Genomic DNA, 16,840 nt, shown 5'->3' with positions numbered 1-16,840 from the left:
GGAGCACGCGCCATGCAATTTGGACTGACCGATGAACAGGAGATGATTGTCTCTACCGTTCGCAGTTTCGTCGAAAACGAAATCTATCCTCACGAGGCCGAGGTCGAACGCACTGGCCAAGTGCCACACGAGTTGGGACAACAGATCAAGCAAAAGGTCATCGACCTTGGGTTTTACGCATGCAACTTTCCGGAAGAGGTAGGTGGCGCTGGGTTGAACCATCTGGATTTTACGCTGGTTGAGCGAGAGCTCGGGCGTGGTTCAATGGCACTGACGCATTTTTTCGGAAGGCCGCAGAATATCCTGATGGCCTGCAATAACGAACAGCGGGATCGGTATCTTTTGCCCGCCGTCAGGGGCGAACGAATGGACGCGCTGGCGATGACCGAACCGGATGCAGGTTCAGACGTTCGCGGTATGAATTGTTCGGCTGTTCGGGATGGTGGTGATTGGATCGTCAATGGTACCAAACATTTCATCTCAGGCGCGGAACACGCGGATTTCTTTATCGTGTTTGTGGCCACGGGGGTTGATGAAACGCCAAAGGGTCCGAAAAAGCGGATTACGACCTTTCTTGTCGACCGGGGCACGCCGGGGTTTGAGGTTCGGGACGGTTACGCTTCGGTCAGCCACAAAGGCTACAAAAACTGCATTCTCTATTTCGACAATTGCCGGCTTCCGGATGCGCAGGTTCTGGGTGAGGTAGATGGCGGTTTCGCCGTAATGAATGAATGGCTCTACGCCACCCGCCTGACGGTGGCCGCGTTTTGTGTTGGTCGTGCGCGCCGTTGTTTCGACTATGCCCTAAACTATGCGGCAGAACGCAAACAATTCGGACAGCAGATCGGGAAATTTCAGGGGGTCGGGTTCCAGATTGCGGACATGATCACTGAGATCGATGCGGCTGACTGGCTTACACTGGCCGCAGCCTGGCGGTTGGATCAGGGACTGCCCTCAAACCGCGAAATCGCTTCGGCAAAACTCTATGCTTCGGAAATGTTGGCACGGATAACCGACACCACTCTGCAGGTTTTTGGCGGAATGGGATTGATGGATGACTTTCCCATCGAAAGGTTCTGGCGGGACGCCCGCGTGGAACGGATATGGGACGGCACTAGCGAGATACAACGCCATATCATTTCGCGAGATCTTCTAAGGCCATTGGGGGCGTGATGCGTTTGACGGAACGCCTGTTTCGACCGTCCTCGATTGCCGTTATCGGCGGTGGAGCATGGTGCCAGCAGGTCATTACACAATGCGAGAAAATGGATTTCGCAGGAGAGATCTGGGCGGTTCACCCTCAGGCTGAGGAAATCGCTGGATATCCTGCCTTCAGTTCGGTTTCGGATTTGCCCGCGTCACCGGATGCAAGTTTTATTGGGGTGAACCGCCACGCAACCGTCGACATTGTGAACGCACTGTCTGAGCTGGGCGCAGGCGGAGCGGTTTGTTTTGCATCTGGGTTTCGCGAAGCTCAGGCAGAGGACGAAGCGGGCAGTGGGCTACAGGAGAGCCTTTTGCTGGCGGCCCGGGACATGCCGATTCTCGGGCCGAACTGCTACGGGTTCATCAATTACCTAGACGGTGCACTTCTTTGGCCGGATCAGCATGGCGGGTCCAGAGTAGAACGTGGTGTGGCGATCATCACTCAAAGTTCCAACATTGCAATCAACCTGACCATGCAAACCCGAGGCCTGCCAGTTGCCTACATGGTCACGGCTGGAAATCAGGCGCAAACTGGTTTTGCCGAGATTGGGCAAGCCTTACTCAAGGATGAAAGGGTAACGGCGCTTGGCCTGCATATCGAAGGCATCGGTGACTTGCGTGCATTTGAAGCCCTCGCCGCTCGAGCGAGAGCACTGGGAAAGCCGATTGTTGCGATCAAATCAGGCCGGTCGGACGAAGCTCAGGCTGCGGCTTTGTCCCACACGGCGTCACTGGCGGGCGGAGACGCGGGGGCCGATGCATTGTTCGCCCGTTTGGGCATCCCTCGGGTGGATGATCTTTCAACGTTTTTGGAAACGCTCAAGCTCTTGCACTCTGTCGGTCGATTGCCCTCGAACCGGATTGCCACCATCAGCTGTTCAGGGGGGGAGGCCAGCCTCGCCGCCGATATCGGGTTCGGTCTCGACGTCAGCTTTCCACCTTTGAACGATCGGCAGCGGCGGGATCTGCGCGCTGCGCTGGGCCCGATGGTGGCTCTGGCGAACCCGCTGGATTATCACACCTATATCTGGCGCGACACCGAAGCGATGAGCCGGGCCTTTTCCGCCATGGTCGACCCCGACTTGGCGATCGCCTTGCTCATCGTCGATTTCCCACGTTCGGACAGGTGCAATTCCGAAGATTGGGACTGCGCCGTCAAAGCAGCCATCAAAACGCGGCAGATCACCGGTGGAAACGTCGCGATGGTTGCGACCCTGCCAGAACTGATGCCTGAGGCGACAGCTGCCCAATTGCTGGCGGCAGGCGTCGTTCCATTTTCCGGCCTGCGGGAGGCGATAACGGCCTGTGAGGCCGCTGCTCGCCCGGAAACAGCGGACCCCTTGCCACTGTTGCTGCCAACCGCAACCGTCGAGACAGGGCTGATACCCGAGGCAGAAGCTAAGCGTTTGCTATCGGATCATGGACTGCGGGTTCCGCGCTCACGGCGCTGCGGAAATCCGCAAGACGCTGGAAGGGGAGCAGAGGAAATCGGATTTCCAGTGGTTCTGAAAGGCGAAGGCGTGGCCCACAAAACCGAAGCCGGGGCGGTTGTCCTGAACCTGTCTTCGGCGCAAGCGGTCGAAACTGCTGCGAAGCCCATGCCAACCGATCTGTATCTTGTCGAGGAACTGGTGACAGGAACTGTGGCAGAGCTCTTAATCGGTGTCGTAAAGGACCCGGCCCATGGCTTTGTCTTAACCCTTGCTGCAGGAGGAACACTGACCGAAGTGCTGGAAGACAGCGCATCGGTTCTTCTTCCGACGACAGAGAGTGAAATTGAAGCGGCGTTGAATGATCTCAGAATTGCGCCCGTTCTGGACGGTTATCGGGGCTCGCCTCCGGCTGATCGGGCGGCAATCGTTGATTCTGTCAGGGCGTTGGAAGCGTATGTTCTGGCCAATGCCGATGGATTGGAAGAGATTGAAATCAACCCGCTGCTATGCACGCCGCATGACGCTGTGGCGGCGGATGCCCTGATACGACGGAAGGACTGAAACATGACATCTCCGGTAAAGACACGTCGAGAGGGGGCCGTTCTGGAAGTGACACTGGACCGGCCCAAGGCGAATGCCATTGACCTTGTCACCTCTCGCGTGATGGGAGAGGTGTTCCGTGATTTTCGGGATGACCCGGATCTGCGGGTCGCGGTTTTGACCGGAGGTGGCGAAAAATTCTTTTGTCCGGGCTGGGATCTGAAAGCGGCCGCGGAGGGTGATGCGGTTGATGGCGATTACGGCGTCGGCGGGTTTGGCGGGCTGCAGGAACTCCGGGACATGAACAAGCCGGTTATCGCAGCCGTAAACGGAATTGCCTGCGGCGGCGGGTTGGAGTTGATGATTTCGGCGGACATAATCATCGCAGCCGATCACGCCAGTTTCGCGCTACCCGAAATTCGTTCTGGAACGGTCGCCGACGCGGCCAGCGTCAAGCTGCCGAAACGCATTCCCTACCACGTTGCGATGGAACTATTGTTAACCGGCCGGTGGTTCGATGCCGAAGAAGCCAAACACTGGGGGTTGGTCAACGAAGTCGTTCCGGGTGACCAATTGATGAACAGGGCTTGGGAGATCGCCAGTTTGCTGGCGAGTGGCCCACCCTTGGTCTATGCCGCGATCAAGGAAATCGTCCGTGATGCCGAGGACGCCAAGTTTCAGGATGCGATGAACCGGATCACCAAACGTCAGCTGCGCTCGGTTGATGTGCTTTACGGATCAGAGGACAATCTGGAAGGCGCGCGCGCATTCTCGGAAAAACGTGATCCGGTCTGGAAAGGGCGTTAACTCACAGCCGGTCGCGGTTGCTTTGAGCTCTGGTTGAAAACCGTTTTGCCTGAAACTGACACAGGAATGGCCCGACCTACGCCATCATTTCGACAGGTTCCTTCTGCATTCCCTTCGAAAGTGATTTGAGCAGAACCCAGCACAGAGTGGGCTTGAACATGTTGAAAAAACTTATCGTATTTGGCGCGGTTATGGCTGCGTTGGCATCCTGTCAGGAGTCGGTAAGCCGGAATGAATCCGCCCGTATCCTAGCCATCGGGGATTCCCTGATGACATGGAATTCGACACTAGGGAAATCCGTCCCTCACGTGATCGAAAAGGAGCTGAAAGAGCCGGTCGTGGACCGGGCCGTCAGCGGCGCATGGATGACCACACGCAACAATGGCGGGGACGGGAAGGGATTCAGCATTCCCTATCAGTATGTCGAAGGTGATTGGGACTGGGTCGTAATCAACGGTGGCGGGAACGATCTGCTGTTCGGCTGCGGATGCGGAAAATGCGACGGGGTCATCGACGAAATGATATCTGAGGACGGCACTACCGGTCAGATCCCCGAGTTTCTCAGAAGAGTCCGGGATGATGGCGCGCGCGTGCTTTACTTTGGTTACCTGCGCAGCCCCGGTCTGCTGACGCCGATCGAACACTGCAAGAACGACGGAAATGAGCTGGAAACACGTCTGGTGCGTTTTGCCACCGAGGAAGAAGGCGTCATTTTTGCCACCATGGCCGATGTCGTTCCCAAAGGCGGCCTGTCCTACTTTTCGCCTGACTTGATCCACCCTTCACGCAAGTCCAGCCGTAAGATCGGGCAACGTCTGGCCGAGATCATCACCTTTTATGACACGCGCGAGGAATTTCCGGCAGATGAAGGCCAGTTGGATCTGATTGCAGAGCAGCCTGCGCCGGTCCTGGCCTTTCAGGAGGAATAGGGGCCGACCATCCTGTTCCCGATTCTTGCAGCGCGACTTTGAGCTTTCAAAATCAGCCCCACGAAACATCACCCAGAAAAATGTATCCCGCGCCATAAATTGTCTTAATCAGGCGCGGGTTTTTTGGGTCCTCGCGCAGTTTGGTGCGAAGTCGCGAGATGCGCACATCCATTGCGCGGTCAAAGCTTTCTCCGGCGACACCTCCGAGGATCTCTTGCATTTGAGATCTGCTGATCAACCGTTTTGGGCTTTCCAGAAACAGGCGCAGAACCTCACCCTCGGCATGCGAAAATGCAGTCTCTTCGCCGTCTTTGTCTACCAGTGCATAACGATCGAAATGGGCGGTCCAGCCATTGAATTCGGCGCGGTCTTGCGTGGCCGCAGGGCTCCGCTGCCCGCCGCGAAGCCTGGCACGGATTCGGGCTACGACCTCGGCCGGGTCAAAGGGTTTGGTAATATAATCGTCCGCACCCAGTTCCAATCCTGTCACCCGATCCTGAACCTGTGCACGTCCGGAAATGATAATGACCGCCGCACCCTGTTCCAGCGCAAGCCGGTGCACCAGCGTCAATCCATCCGTGTCGGGTAACGAAAGATCCACAAGGCAGACGTCAGGTGTCACCTTTTTCAAAGAGGCCTCGAACTCCCGTGCGCGCGAAAAGCTCTGTGTGCGGAAACCGGCGTCTTCCAGCACTTCGGTCAGAATTTGCCGAATTTCGGGTTCGTCATCCAGAATGGTAACAAGCGGAGCGGTCATGATCGGGCCTCCGTCCGGATCAGTGCTCCGAGTTGTGCACGGGTGAACGGTTTGCGCAAGACCGGCCGATGGGCAAGGGCCTCCCTGTGCAACGGATCAGACAGTGGAAGCGACGTCATCAGGATGCAGGGTGGGCCTTGTTGGTCAAGCCTCTGAGCTAGATCAAGTCCAGTGCTATCCCCTACGAGCTTGATATCGGACAGCACCAGCGAAATTCCTTCGATATCCGCAGTCAAGGCAGTGGCCTCGTCGACCGAAGTGGCTTCGACAACGAAATACCCGAGCTCGACCAGCATGTCGCGGAAATGGCTGCGCAGTTCGTCGTTGTCTTCGACCAGCAGGGCGAGCCCTCCCTGCGCTTTCGGAGCCGCCCGGTAAGGCAGACGCAAAATGATTGATGCGCCGGTTGGTGTATTTGCCAACTGCAGATCACCGCCGGCCAGCTTAACCATGTCGTAAACCATCGGCAGACCCAGCCCCGACCCCTCGCTGCCCTTGGTGGTGAAGAACGGATTGATTGCCTTTTCTAGTGCTTCTTTTGAAAAGCCGGGGCCAGTGTCATTGACTGCGATTTCAATCCAGATGCGGCCAATGCTATGGGCGCTGACGGTGATTTGCCCCGAAGTTCCGCAGGCGTCGCGGGCATTCAGGATCAGGTTGAGCAAAGCATCCTGCAACATTCCGGGATCCAGCATCACCGGTTCGTCGGGCGTGTGGTCCAGAACACTCAGACCGACCCCACGCGGCAAGGCAGGTGAAGCGAGTAATTTGAGATCCTGCAGCAAGCTGTGCAAGTCCACGGCCTTTGGGCGCAAGGTGCGATTGCCCGTCATATCGGCGATCCGGTTGAGCAGCCTTCCGCCTCTGCGCGCCGTGGCTTGCGTCGCGGCGATCAGTTCGGCGGCCTCGTCGGGTAGTTCCATTTTTTTAAGCTTGCTTTGCATTCCGAGAATGATCGTAAGCAGATTGGAAAAGTCATGCGCCAGTCCGGACGTCATCTGTGCCGCTAGGGCCCTACGCCGGGACTGTTGCAAGGCGACGCGGGCTTGGGTTTCTTCGGTAACATCCATCGAAAGAACATAGACTCCGCCGGATTGGTCCGGAGTAAACGCCACTCTGATCCGGCGTTGATCGTGGTCTTCGGAAAACTCAAAAACCGTGTTCTCGCCCTTATAGGCAGCCTTCAGGTTCGGTTCGATCCGGGAAAATGCGGCCGAGCCCAAAGCCTGTGAGATATGTAATCCGACGATTTCCGAGGGTCTGCCCGGCATCACTGAACTGAGGCGCCGGTTGGAATAGGTATAATGGCCGTTTTCGTCCACATGGGCGATGTGGGCCGGCATCATCTCGGTCGTCATCCGAGTGCGGAGTTCGATTTCTGTCAACTGCCGCTTTGCTTCTTCCAGCGCGGTGATGGTTGCAGCCAGTTCGCGGTTGGTCGCCGAAAGCTCTTCTGCATGAGACAGGAGCTGATCCGACAGTTCCTCGGAACGTGCGCGCAGCAGTTGCTCAACCTGTTTGGTGCGGGTGATGTCGGTATAGACTGCAACCCAGCCCCCCTGCGGCAGTGGTGCGCCTTCGACCGAGATCACTTCGCCGTTGGGGCGCACACGTTCGATGTAATGGGGTTCGAATGCAAGCGCCTGTTCGACTCGATTCTGGACCAGTGCTTCGATGTTTTCGACTTCGCCATACTCGCCCTTTTCGGCGATGTAGCGTATCGTATCCGCAAAACTGGCTCCCGGTTGGGCAAGAGCGTCAGGCAGGTCGAACATTTCCTGAAACCGGCGATTGCAGACTGCAAGATTCAACTTCTGATCATAGATCGACAGTGCCTGGGCAATTAGATTCAGGCCGGCCGTCGTCATCGCCTTGTTGCGCTGATCCGCGTGATCCATCGCATCCCCCTGTTCAATTCGTATGCCTAACACCGGATATGAAACTGCGATAGCGATTTTACCGGTCATGAATACTGCAAAACAGGAGAGTTAACGGCTGTTCGCGAGCGGCCGATCGCGCTGTTACAATTCGTAAGGATTGGGAAAACATCCGGAAAAAGTTGACCGTAAAAAATGCGCTGTCCTTAATCGGGACAAGAATCGCCTTGGCGATCGGATCCGGCTCTTGAGGGGGAGCTGGTAGGGAGGAGATAGAGAATTGGCTCAGACGCAGTCTGGCGCCGAGGGGATGCAATCCCTTCCGGCGCTGCTTCAACGCAATGCGACACAATTTGCAGATGCCCCGGCTTACCGTGAAAAAGAATTCGGTATCTGGCAGTGCTGGAACTGGGCGGAGACCGAGAAAGAGATCGAAGCACTTGCGCTCGGCCTCATCAATCTTGGTGTGAACGAGGGCGATTTTATCGCCATCATCGGCCGCAACCGGCCTTACCTCTACTGGTCGATGGTCGCCGCGCAGTCGGTCGGTGCCATTCCGGTTCCGCTTTATCAGGACGCGGTGGCCGAGGAGATGGCCTATGTCCTTAGCCATTGTGGTGCACGGTTCGTGATCGCAGGAGATCAGGAGCAAGTAGACAAAGTCATCGAAGTTCAGGACGAGCTTCACCAGTTCGAACACCTGATCTATCTCGATCCGCGTGGCATGCGGAAGTATGACCACCATCACTTACATCAGTTCAGCCATGTACAGGAGCAGGGCCGAGCTGCATACGACGAGTGGATTTCAGACCTCAAAGCACGTCGGGCCAAGCTGACCTACGACAGCACTTGCGTGATGCTTTACACCTCGGGAACCACCGGCAAGCCCAAGGGCGTCGTGCTGTCGAACCGGAACGTGGTCGAAAGCGCCAAGAATGCCAGTGAATTCGACAAGCTGACACGGGACGAGGATATCCTCTCTTACCTGCCAATGGCGTGGGTCGGTGATTTCATCTTTTCAATTGGTCAGGCCTACTGGTGCGGGTTCTGCGTGAACTGCCCGGAAAGCGCAGACACAATGATGACTGACCTGCGCGAAATCGGACCGACCTACTTCTTTGCCCCGCCGCGGGTGTTCGAAACTCAGTTGACCAATGTGATGATCCGCATGGAGGACGCCTCCAAAATGAAGCGGAACATGTTCCGTCACTACATGGAGCACGCCAAGAAAGTTGGCGGCAGGATACTGGACGGGGAGCCGGTCAGCGCTGCGGACAAGATGAAATACGCGATCGGCAACATGCTGGTCTATGGCCCGCTCAAGGATACGCTGGGATTTGGCCGTGTTCGTGTCGGCTATACGGCAGGCGAAGCAATTGGCCCGGAAATCTTCGATTTCTATCGTTCCATGGGGATCAACCTTAAACAACTCTATGGCCAGACCGAAGCGACGGTGTTCATCACCGTGCAACCGGATGGAGAAGTGAGGGCAGATACGGTCGGAGTTCCCGCGCCTGACGTCGAGATCAAGATCGACGACAATGGTGAGATCCACTATCGGTCGCCGGGCACGTTTGTAGAGTATTACAAGAACGCGGAATCTACTGCCTCGACCAAGGATCCCGAAGGTTGGGTTGCCACTGGTGACGCCGGATTCTTCGACGAATCCAATGGTCACTTGCGGATCATCGATCGCGCCAAGGACGTCGGCAAGATGGCTGACGGTTCGATGTTTGCGCCGAAATACGTCGAAAACAAGCTCAAGTTCTATCCCGATATCCTCGAGGTCGTGCTGTTCGGAAACGGCAAGGACCGGTGTGTTGCGTTCATCAATATCGACCTCACTGCGGTCGGAAATTGGGCAGAACGCAACAACATCGCTTACGCGTCGTATCAGGAACTTGCAGGACACCCGAAGGTTCTGGAGACGATCAAGGAGCATGTCGAAACGGTCAACAAATCGGTGGCTGAGGATACGATGTTGTCTGGCTGCCAGGTGCACCGTTTTGTGGTTCTGCACAAAGAACTCGATGCCGATGATGGTGAAATGACCCGCACCCGGAAAGTGCGGCGACGGATCGTCGAAGAGAAATTCGAGGACATCATCAACGCCCTTTACGACGGGTCCGAAGAAATCTCGACGACCACCGAGGTTACCTATGAGGATGGCCGAAAGGGTTCAATCAGCGCCACGCTGACCATCTGCGACGCGGCCGTTGTGCCTGTAGCAGCCAAGATGGCGGCGGAATGACCGGAGCTGACGGGCAGGCTGTGACGCAGCAGAACCCGATGAACGGCAGGAAAAATTTCAGCCAGAAGAAGGGGCTGGTTTCGTGAAAGACATGGACGAAGGATACATCACAGACGACGGCCGCAAAATTGGCGGCGTCGTGATGGAAATGAAAAATATCACCCTGCGCTTTGGTGGGGTCGTCGCGATCAAGGACATCTCTTTCGACATTCGCGAAGGCGAGATCCGGGCAATCATCGGACCAAACGGGGCGGGCAAGTCCTCGATGTTGAACGTGATATCCGGCTTTTATGTACCGCAGGAGGGCGAAGTCTGGTTCCACGGTGCCAAGCGGCCGCCTATGCGACCCTATGAAGTTGCGCGGCAGGGCATTGCCCGGACATTCCAGAACATCGCGTTGTTCGAGGGTATGAGCGTTCTCGACAATGTCATGACCGGGCGCCTCAACTATATGAAAACAAATATATTCCAGCAGGCACTCTGGAAGGGAAAGGCTGAGGCTGAGGAGACGGAGAACCGGGAAGTTGTGGAACGGGTCATCGACTTTCTCGAGATCCAGCATATCCGGAAAACACCGGTGGCGCGCCTGCCTTACGGCCTGAAGAAGCGGGTGGAACTGGCACGGGCTCTGGCAGCGGAGCCAAAGCTGCTGCTGCTTGATGAACCAATGGCCGGGATGAACGTCGAGGAAAAAGAGGACATGAGCCGATTTATCCTCGATGTGAACGATGAATTCGGAACCACCATCGCCCTGATCGAACACGACATGGGCGTCGTGATGGATCTGTCCGACCGCGTGGTCGTAATGGATTACGGCAAAAAGATTGGTGACGGCACCCCTGACGAGGTGCGCAGCAACCAGGAAGTCATCGACGCCTATCTGGGGGTGAGCCATGACTGACCACCTGACAGACATGAGGGGAGGCAAGCATGCCTGATCAGTTGATTTTCGCTATGGAGGTCACCCTGAACGGCCTGATGGCCGGGGTACTCTATGCGCTGGTGGCTCTGGGGTTCGTCCTCATCTACAAAGCATCCGGTATCTTCAACTATGCGCAGGGTGTCATGGCATTGTTTGCAGCCATGACATTGGTTGGGATCATGGAAGGGCAGGTGCCGTTCAGCCACCTGATCAATGCGATCCTTGGCACGCATATCCACCATTTCGGTTGGCACGTTCCGGCATTTCTCGCAATTCTCCTGACCGTTGTTGTGATGGTGTTGCTGGCCTGGTGTGTGCAGCAGTTCGTTATGCGCCATCTGGTCGGGCAGGAGCCAATCATCCTGTTCATGGCCACGATCGGACTGGCCTATTTCCTCGAAGGCGTATCGGACCTGATGTGGGGTTCGGAGATCAAGAAGCTGGACGTCGGACTCCCCCAGGGGATCAACATCTGGATCGATGAAGCAACGCTCAACATTTTCGGCTACGGGTTCTTCATCGATAATCTGGACATCGTAGCAACCGTTATCGCGGCGCTTCTGGTGATCGCGCTTGTGGCCTTCAGCCAGTATACCAAGCAGGGACGGGCCATGCGGGCTGTGGCGGACGACCATCAGGCGGCCTTGTCAGTCGGCATCTCGCTGAACTTCATCTGGGTCATGGTCTGGTCGGTTGCCGGGTTTGTGGCACTGGTTGCAGGTATCATGTGGGGCACCAAGTCGGGTGTTCAATTCTCTCTGTCGCTGATTGCCCTGAAGGCATTGCCGGTGTTGATGCTGGGCGGGTTTACCTCGATCCCGGGAGCGATCGTCGGCGGGCTTATCATCGGTGTCGGCGAGAAGCTCTTTGAGTTTGCTATCGGCGCACCCTTCCTGGGTGGCGCAACCGAAAACTGGTTTGCCTACATGCTGGCACTGATCTTCCTCGTGTTCCGTCCGCAGGGGCTGTTCGGCGAAAAGATTATCGAGCGTGTGTAATATCTTGACCGCTGCTGGAGTGGCGGAAACCGACAGGCCGAGAGCCACGGAGAAGCAAAAACGAATGAACAAGTTGATTGCCATCGTGAACGTGATTGCCTGGTCGGGGTTCTGGGCCTTTGGCTACATCGCCTTCACCTCTGACGGGCTGACGGACCGGCAACTGGTTATCGCGAGCTTGTTGGCATTCGGCGGGTTCATTCTGGGAGTGGTCGCCTATCTGCGACTGGTCCGGGCTGCGGAGGAGAGCGGCTATGCGAAAAAGACAAATCAACTCGATGCGGCAGCGCGGGACCGTGCGCATTCTGAAGGGGGCCTGTAACTAATGTTCTACCGTGAAGCCGGGGACTTCAAAGTCTCCTACCAGCAGGACAGCCAGACCTTTCCGATCAGGTTTGATCGCTACCGCTATTACTTTGTGATGATTGTGGCGTTCGGGATCGTCCCGTTCATTATCAACGATTACTGGGCGAATGCGATTCTTCTGCCTTTCCTGATCTATGCCATCGCCGCGATCGGGCTTAACATCCTGACGGGATATTGCGGCCAGGTCAGCCTTGGCACAGGAGGGTTCATGGCCGTGGGCGCCTATTCCTGCTACAAGTTGATGACTGCCTTTCCCGACGTTTCGATGTTCATCCATGTGCTTCTGGCAGGAGGCATAACAGCCATTGTCGGTGTGCTGTTCGGGTTGCCGTCGCTGCGGATCAAGGGGTTCTATCTTGCCGTGGCAACTCTTGCCGCGCAGTTCTTTCTGGTGTGGCTCTTCAACAAGGTGCCGTGGTTCTACAACTACTCGGCATCGGGCCAGATCAATGCGCCGGAACGTGACGTGTTCGGAATCATCATCACCGGTCCCAGCGCGCCGGCATGGGCAACCTATCTGTTCTGCCTGATCTTCCTGACAGTCTGCGCGCTGATCGCGCGCAATCTGACCCGGGGCACCATGGGGCGGACATGGATGGCAATCCGGGACATGGACATCGCGGCCGAGATCATCGGGGTGGACCCGCTGAAGGCGAAAATGACGGCCTTTGCGGTCAGCTCATTCTTTGTCGGTGTATCGGGCGCGTTGTTCTTCGCGATCTATCTGGGGGCAGTTGAAGTCGGAGAAGCTTTTGGCATCCAGAAGTCTTTCCTTGTCCTGTTCATGGTTATTATTGGCGGTCTTGGCTCAATCTTCGGATCGTTTGCCGGCGCAGCCTTTCTTGTCTTGCTTCCGGTTGTCCTGAAAGTCGTTGGCGTGGATCTTCTGGGTTGGCCCACGGATATCGTGGCGCACCTGCAACTTGTCATCGTAGGGGCGCTGATCATCGTTTTCTTGATCTTGGAACCGCATGGGCTGGCACAGCTCTGGCGCGTGGCCAAGGAAAAGCTGAGGCTCTGGCCTTTCCCGCACTAAGCGGGGCAGGCAATCAATCGCGGGGTGGAGGAGCCCCGTTCACCATCGGATTACATCAAGGGAGGAATTGACCCGATGAAAATGAAACTCACCACGCTGGCGCTGGGCGCCATACTGGCCGCAGGCCCGGCTTTGGCCGAGCTTGTTATCCCCTCGCTAAGCTATCGCACCGGTCCCTATGCGGCTGGCGGTATTCCATTCGCTGACGGCTATGAAGATTACTTCAAACTGTTGAACGAGCGCGATGGTGGTATTGGTGGCGTTCCGGTTAAAGTGATTGAATGCGAAACGGGCTACAACACTGAAAAGGGTGTTGAATGCTACGAGTCGACCAAGGGCGAAGGCGCACTGATCTATCAACCGCTGTCGACCGGTATTACCTATCAGATCATCCCAAAAGCGACCGTGGATGATATTCCGATTCACACGATGGGCTATGGCCGGACCTCTGCCGCCAACGGCAAAGTTTTCAGTCACGTCTTTAACTATCCCGCGAACTATTGGGATGGCGCGTCGGGTCTGGTGAACTACCTGCTTGAAATCAACGACAACGACATCAAGGGCAAGAAACTGGCTCTGGTCTACCACAACTCGTCCTTTGGCAAGGAGCCGATCCGTACCCTCGAAGAACTGGCCAAGAAGCACGGCTTTGAACTGACGGCCCTGGCTGTTGATCATCCGGGTCAGGAACAGAAGTCCCAGTGGCTGCAAATCCGCCGTGACCGTCCTGACTATGTTGCGATCTGGGGCTGGGGTGTGATGAACCAGGTGGCGGTTCAGGAAGCCGCGAACATCCGTTTCCCGATGGAAAACTTCATCGGTGTGTGGTGGTCGGGTGCCGAACATGACGTTCTGCCCGCTGGCGATGCCGCAAACGGCTATAAGGCTATCACCTTCCATGCGGTCGGCAGCGACTTCCCGGTGTTCGACGACATTCGCACTCATGTTGTCGACAAGGGCATGGCCTCGGGCGCGGGCGACAATGTCGGAACCGTTCTCTACAACCGTGGTCTGTATGCGGCGATGCTTGCAGCCGAAGCCATCAAGGACGCGCAGGCGGCCAATGGCACCGGTGACGTAACGGCCGGAATGGTCCGCGACGCTATGGAGCAGCTGAACATCACCGAAGAGCGTATGTCCGCACTTGGCATGCCGAACTTTGGACCCAGCTTCCAGGTGTCCTGTGAAAATCACGGTGGATCCGGTCTGGTTGGCGTCGCACAGTGGGACGCAGCCAGCAAAACCTGGTCGCTGGTCTCCGACTTCAAAGCAACGGATGCCGAAGTCATTGGTGCGCTGGTTGAGGAAGATTCCAACGCATATGCAGCTGAAAACAAAATTGAAGCACGCTGCAACTGATCAGCCAAATTCGGCCTGAATTGCCGAAGATTGAACAAGAAGGGTGCGGCGGCCTCCGTTCGCCGCACCACAAAACCCCAATCGGGTGGGTGATCCTACTTACCTGCTAGAGGAAACGCACTAATGCTGGATGCAGCCAACACCACAGATCAGCAGGTCGACACCCTGCTTGAGGTCAACAATATCGAGGTGATCTACAACCACGTGATCCTTGTGCTCAAAGGCGTCAGCCTCTCGGTGCCCAAGGGTGGGATCACCGCCCTGCTTGGCGGTAATGGCGCTGGCAAGACGACCACCCTCAAGGCGATTTCGAACCTGCTGCATTCCGAGCGTGGAGAAGTCACCAAAGGCACGATCAAGTATCGGGGCACTGACATTCACCATTCCGATCCGGCAGATCTGGTGCGCACCGGCGTGATCCAAGTGATGGAGGGCCGGCATTGTTTCGAACACCTGACCGTTGAAGAGAACCTGCTTACCGGCGCGTATACGCGAACCGATGGCGGCGCCGGTATCCAGCACGACCTCGAGATGGTCTACAACTACTTCCCGCGCCTCAAAGAGCGCCGCAAGTCGCAGGCCGGGTACACGTCAGGCGGTGAGCAACAGATGGTCGCCATGGGGCGTGCCCTGATGAGCCGTCCTGAAACGATCCTGCTGGATGAGCCTTCGATGGGTCTCGCCCCGCAGCTGGTCGAAGAAATCTTTAACATCGTCAAGGATCTGAATGAAAAGGAAGGAGTGAGCTTCCTTCTTGCCGAACAGAACACCAACGTTGCGCTTCGATTTGCTCATTACGGATACATTCTCGAGTCTGGCCGCGTGGTGATGGACGGCCCTGCTGCGGATCTGCGGGAAAACCCGGATGTTAAGGAGTTCTACCTTGGTATGAGCGAAGAGGGCCGCAAGAGCTTCCGCGATGTGCGTTCCTACCGCCGCCGCAAACGGTGGCTGTGAGAAGGAGAGGGTCACATTATGACGACAACTCATTTCGATGCGCTGGAGACCCGCTCTGCAGATGAACGGGCGGCGGATTTTGCCTTGCAGTTGCCCCAGCAAATTGCCCGCGCCCAAGGGGTGGCTGGTTTCAAGGGAATTCTCAATGGCGTGGACCCCAAAACGATCACCAGCGCCGAGGCTTTGGCTGGTCTCCCGGTCCTGCGCAAGTCGGAGCTGAGTCGGGCTCAGGCTGAGCATTCTCCTTTTGGCGGTTTCACCACTAAACCCGCCACAGGGTTTGCACATATATTTCAGTCGCCCGGCCCGATCTACGAACCGGGCGGCGCCGAGCATGACTGGTGGCGTATGGGGCGGTTCCTGCATGCCGTTGGTATTGGGACGGATGACATTGTACAAAACTGCTTTGGGTATCATTTGACACCGGCCGGCATGATTTTTGAAAGTGGAGCCCGGGCGGTCGGGGCGGCCGTTCTGCCGGCTGGAACCGGTCAGACAGAGTTGCAGGTAACTGCTGCTCGCGACGTGGGTTGCACCGCCTATGCGGGCACTCCGGACTATCTGAAGGTCATTCTGGACAAGGCCGACGAGATGGGTGTGCGGTTGAGCATTGCTAAGGCCGCCGTCGGGGGCGGTGCACTATTCCCGTCCCTGCGGCAGGAATATGCAGACCGTGGTATCACCTGTCTGCAAAGCTATGCGACTGCGGATCTTGGTAACATTGCCTATGAAAGCCTGGCAATGGAAGGAATGATCATTGACGAGCATGTCATAGTTGAGATCGTTACGCCCGGAACCGGAGTGCCCGTTTCGCCCGGCGAAGTCGGCGAAGTTGTGGTGACGTCGCTCAATCCGGACTATCCACTGATCCGTTTTGCCACGGGTGATCTCTCGGCGGTCATGCCCGGCCAGTCTCCTTGTGGGCGCACCAATATGCGCATAAAGGGCTGGATGGGCCGTGCAGATCAGACAACCAAAATCAAGGGCATGTTCGTTCGCCCCGAACAGGTTGCCCAACTGGTCGAGAAGCACAGAGAAATCGTCAAGGCGCGTGTGATTGCCACCCGGCAGGGTGAAATGGATGCGATGACGGTTCAGATCGAAGCCGATGGCGGTGACGACAACCAGTTCGCGAAATCGGTAATCGAGGTGCTGAAACTGAAAGGTGCTGTCGAGGTTGTTGCGCCGGGCTCACTGCCCAAGGATGGCCTGGTGATCGAGGATCAGCGTAGCTACGACTGATCAGCGCCACCTGGCTGCAGACCGAAATACTGATAGGGCGGCCAAAATGGCCGCCTTAACCATTTTTTGGGGTCGCCGGAGGCATATCGCGGCTGATTTCGCACTGGCATTTCCGACAGAAATGGTCGATCTAAGTTTGACGCATAGCATCGATAGTGGC

14 protein-coding genes are annotated in these 16,840 nt (G+C 56.7%); 12 read left to right on the top strand and 2 right to left on the bottom strand.

Annotated features, from left to right (window positions below):
* Positions 1–12 precede the first annotated feature (12 nt).
* The 4 genes from ACP15U_RS08940 to ACP15U_RS08925 all read left to right on the top strand — a co-directional run bounded on the left by ACP15U_RS08940 (position 13) and on the right by ACP15U_RS08925 (position 4,915).
* Positions 13–1,173 carry an acyl-CoA dehydrogenase family protein gene (locus tag ACP15U_RS08940; RefSeq protein WP_425044797.1) on the top strand — a complete coding sequence of 387 codons (1,161 nt, stop codon included), beginning with the start codon at positions 13–15 and terminating at the stop codon, positions 1,171–1,173.
* Positions 1,173–3,200: an acetate--CoA ligase family protein gene (locus ACP15U_RS08935; protein WP_425044796.1), complete on the top strand. Its 2,028-nt coding sequence runs from the start codon at positions 1,173–1,175 to the stop codon at positions 3,198–3,200. Before ACP15U_RS08940 ends, ACP15U_RS08935 begins: the two co-directional genes overlap by 1 nt.
* Before the next feature lie 3 nt (positions 3,201–3,203).
* Positions 3,204–3,986 carry a carnitinyl-CoA dehydratase gene (locus ACP15U_RS08930; protein ID WP_425044795.1) on the top strand — a complete coding sequence of 261 codons (783 nt, stop codon included), beginning with the start codon at positions 3,204–3,206 and terminating at the stop codon, positions 3,984–3,986.
* 158 nt (positions 3,987–4,144) lie between these two features.
* Positions 4,145–4,915 (top strand): SGNH/GDSL hydrolase family protein, encoded by a 771-nt coding sequence (locus tag ACP15U_RS08925; protein WP_425044794.1) that lies wholly within the window; start codon positions 4,145–4,147, stop codon positions 4,913–4,915.
* 52 nt (positions 4,916–4,967) lie between these two features.
* On the opposite strand, the gene ACP15U_RS08920 is transcribed toward ACP15U_RS08925, so the two are convergent.
* Together ACP15U_RS08920 and ACP15U_RS08915 are read right to left on the bottom strand one after the other, a co-directional pair.
* On the bottom strand, positions 4,968–5,672 hold the full coding sequence (locus tag ACP15U_RS08920; RefSeq protein ID WP_425044793.1) for a response regulator transcription factor: 705 nt from the start codon (positions 5,670–5,672) through the stop codon (positions 4,968–4,970).
* Positions 5,669–7,570 carry a PAS-domain containing protein gene (locus ACP15U_RS08915; RefSeq protein ID WP_425044989.1) on the bottom strand — a complete coding sequence of 634 codons (1,902 nt, stop codon included), beginning with the start codon at positions 7,568–7,570 and terminating at the stop codon, positions 5,669–5,671. Before ACP15U_RS08915 ends, ACP15U_RS08920 begins: the two co-directional genes overlap by 4 nt.
* Positions 7,571–7,859: 289 nt before the next feature.
* On the opposite strand from ACP15U_RS08915, the gene ACP15U_RS08910 reads away from it, so the two are divergent.
* The 8 genes from ACP15U_RS08910 to ACP15U_RS08875 all read left to right on the top strand — a co-directional run bounded on the left by ACP15U_RS08910 (position 7,860) and on the right by ACP15U_RS08875 (position 16,680).
* On the top strand, positions 7,860–9,800 hold the full coding sequence (locus tag ACP15U_RS08910; RefSeq protein WP_425044988.1) for an AMP-binding protein: 1,941 nt from the start codon (positions 7,860–7,862) through the stop codon (positions 9,798–9,800).
* Positions 9,801–9,891: 91 nt separating this feature from the next.
* Entirely contained in the window at positions 9,892–10,701 is an 810-nt protein-coding gene (locus ACP15U_RS08905) for an ABC transporter ATP-binding protein (protein WP_425044987.1), read from the top strand.
* A gap of 29 nt (positions 10,702–10,730) precedes the next feature.
* A complete protein-coding gene (locus ACP15U_RS08900) occupies positions 10,731–11,720 on the top strand; it encodes a branched-chain amino acid ABC transporter permease (RefSeq protein ID WP_425044792.1) in 990 nt (329 codons plus the stop codon).
* A 64-nt stretch (positions 11,721–11,784) separates the two neighbouring features.
* Positions 11,785–12,042: a hypothetical protein gene (locus ACP15U_RS08895; RefSeq protein WP_425044791.1), complete on the top strand. Its 258-nt coding sequence runs from the start codon at positions 11,785–11,787 to the stop codon at positions 12,040–12,042.
* A 3-nt stretch (positions 12,043–12,045) separates the two neighbouring features.
* Entirely contained in the window at positions 12,046–13,122 is a 1,077-nt protein-coding gene (locus ACP15U_RS08890) for a branched-chain amino acid ABC transporter permease (RefSeq protein WP_425044790.1), read from the top strand.
* A 75-nt stretch (positions 13,123–13,197) separates the two neighbouring features.
* Entirely contained in the window at positions 13,198–14,481 is a 1,284-nt protein-coding gene (locus tag ACP15U_RS08885) for an ABC transporter substrate-binding protein (protein ID WP_425044789.1), read from the top strand.
* Between the two features lie 123 nt (positions 14,482–14,604).
* Positions 14,605–15,438, top strand: coding sequence for an ABC transporter ATP-binding protein (locus ACP15U_RS08880; RefSeq protein ID WP_425044788.1), 834 nt, complete (start codon positions 14,605–14,607; stop codon positions 15,436–15,438).
* Between the two features lie 18 nt (positions 15,439–15,456).
* Entirely contained in the window at positions 15,457–16,680 is a 1,224-nt protein-coding gene (locus ACP15U_RS08875) for a phenylacetate--CoA ligase family protein (protein ID WP_425044787.1), read from the top strand.
* The last annotated feature ends 160 nt before the right edge of the window (positions 16,681–16,840 follow it).

The sequence above is a fragment of the Primorskyibacter sp. S87 genome, assembly GCF_049801055.1.
Taxonomy (GTDB): domain Bacteria; phylum Pseudomonadota; class Alphaproteobacteria; order Rhodobacterales; family Rhodobacteraceae; genus JBNAGF01.
The sequence above is the reverse complement of the archived record's forward strand: the minus strand, read 5'-3'. Positions and strand labels throughout refer to the sequence as shown.

Bases quoted from the DNA above. Each gene is read 5' to 3' on its own strand.
- ACP15U_RS08915 (WP_425044989.1), bottom strand. From the start codon at position 7,570: ATGGATCACGCGGATCAGCGCAACAAGGCGATGACGACGGCCGGCCTG.
- ACP15U_RS08920 (WP_425044793.1), bottom strand. From the start codon at position 5,672: ATGACCGCTCCGCTTGTTACCATTCTGGATGACGAACCCGAAATTCGG.
- ACP15U_RS08940 (WP_425044797.1), top strand. From the start codon at position 13: ATGCAATTTGGACTGACCGATGAACAGGAGATGATTGTCTCTACCGTT.
- ACP15U_RS08935 (WP_425044796.1), top strand. From the start codon at position 1,173: ATGCGTTTGACGGAACGCCTGTTTCGACCGTCCTCGATTGCCGTTATC.
- ACP15U_RS08895 (WP_425044791.1), top strand. From the start codon at position 11,785: ATGAACAAGTTGATTGCCATCGTGAACGTGATTGCCTGGTCGGGGTTC.
- ACP15U_RS08900 (WP_425044792.1), top strand. From the start codon at position 10,731: ATGCCTGATCAGTTGATTTTCGCTATGGAGGTCACCCTGAACGGCCTG.
- ACP15U_RS08910 (WP_425044988.1), top strand. From the start codon at position 7,860: ATGCAATCCCTTCCGGCGCTGCTTCAACGCAATGCGACACAATTTGCA.
- ACP15U_RS08890 (WP_425044790.1), top strand. From the start codon at position 12,046: ATGTTCTACCGTGAAGCCGGGGACTTCAAAGTCTCCTACCAGCAGGAC.
- ACP15U_RS08880 (WP_425044788.1), top strand. From the start codon at position 14,605: ATGCTGGATGCAGCCAACACCACAGATCAGCAGGTCGACACCCTGCTT.
- ACP15U_RS08885 (WP_425044789.1), top strand. From the start codon at position 13,198: ATGAAAATGAAACTCACCACGCTGGCGCTGGGCGCCATACTGGCCGCA.
- ACP15U_RS08930 (WP_425044795.1), top strand. From the start codon at position 3,204: ATGACATCTCCGGTAAAGACACGTCGAGAGGGGGCCGTTCTGGAAGTG.
- ACP15U_RS08925 (WP_425044794.1), top strand. From the start codon at position 4,145: ATGTTGAAAAAACTTATCGTATTTGGCGCGGTTATGGCTGCGTTGGCA.
- ACP15U_RS08905 (WP_425044987.1), top strand. From the start codon at position 9,892: ATGGACGAAGGATACATCACAGACGACGGCCGCAAAATTGGCGGCGTC.
- ACP15U_RS08875 (WP_425044787.1), top strand. From the start codon at position 15,457: ATGACGACAACTCATTTCGATGCGCTGGAGACCCGCTCTGCAGATGAA.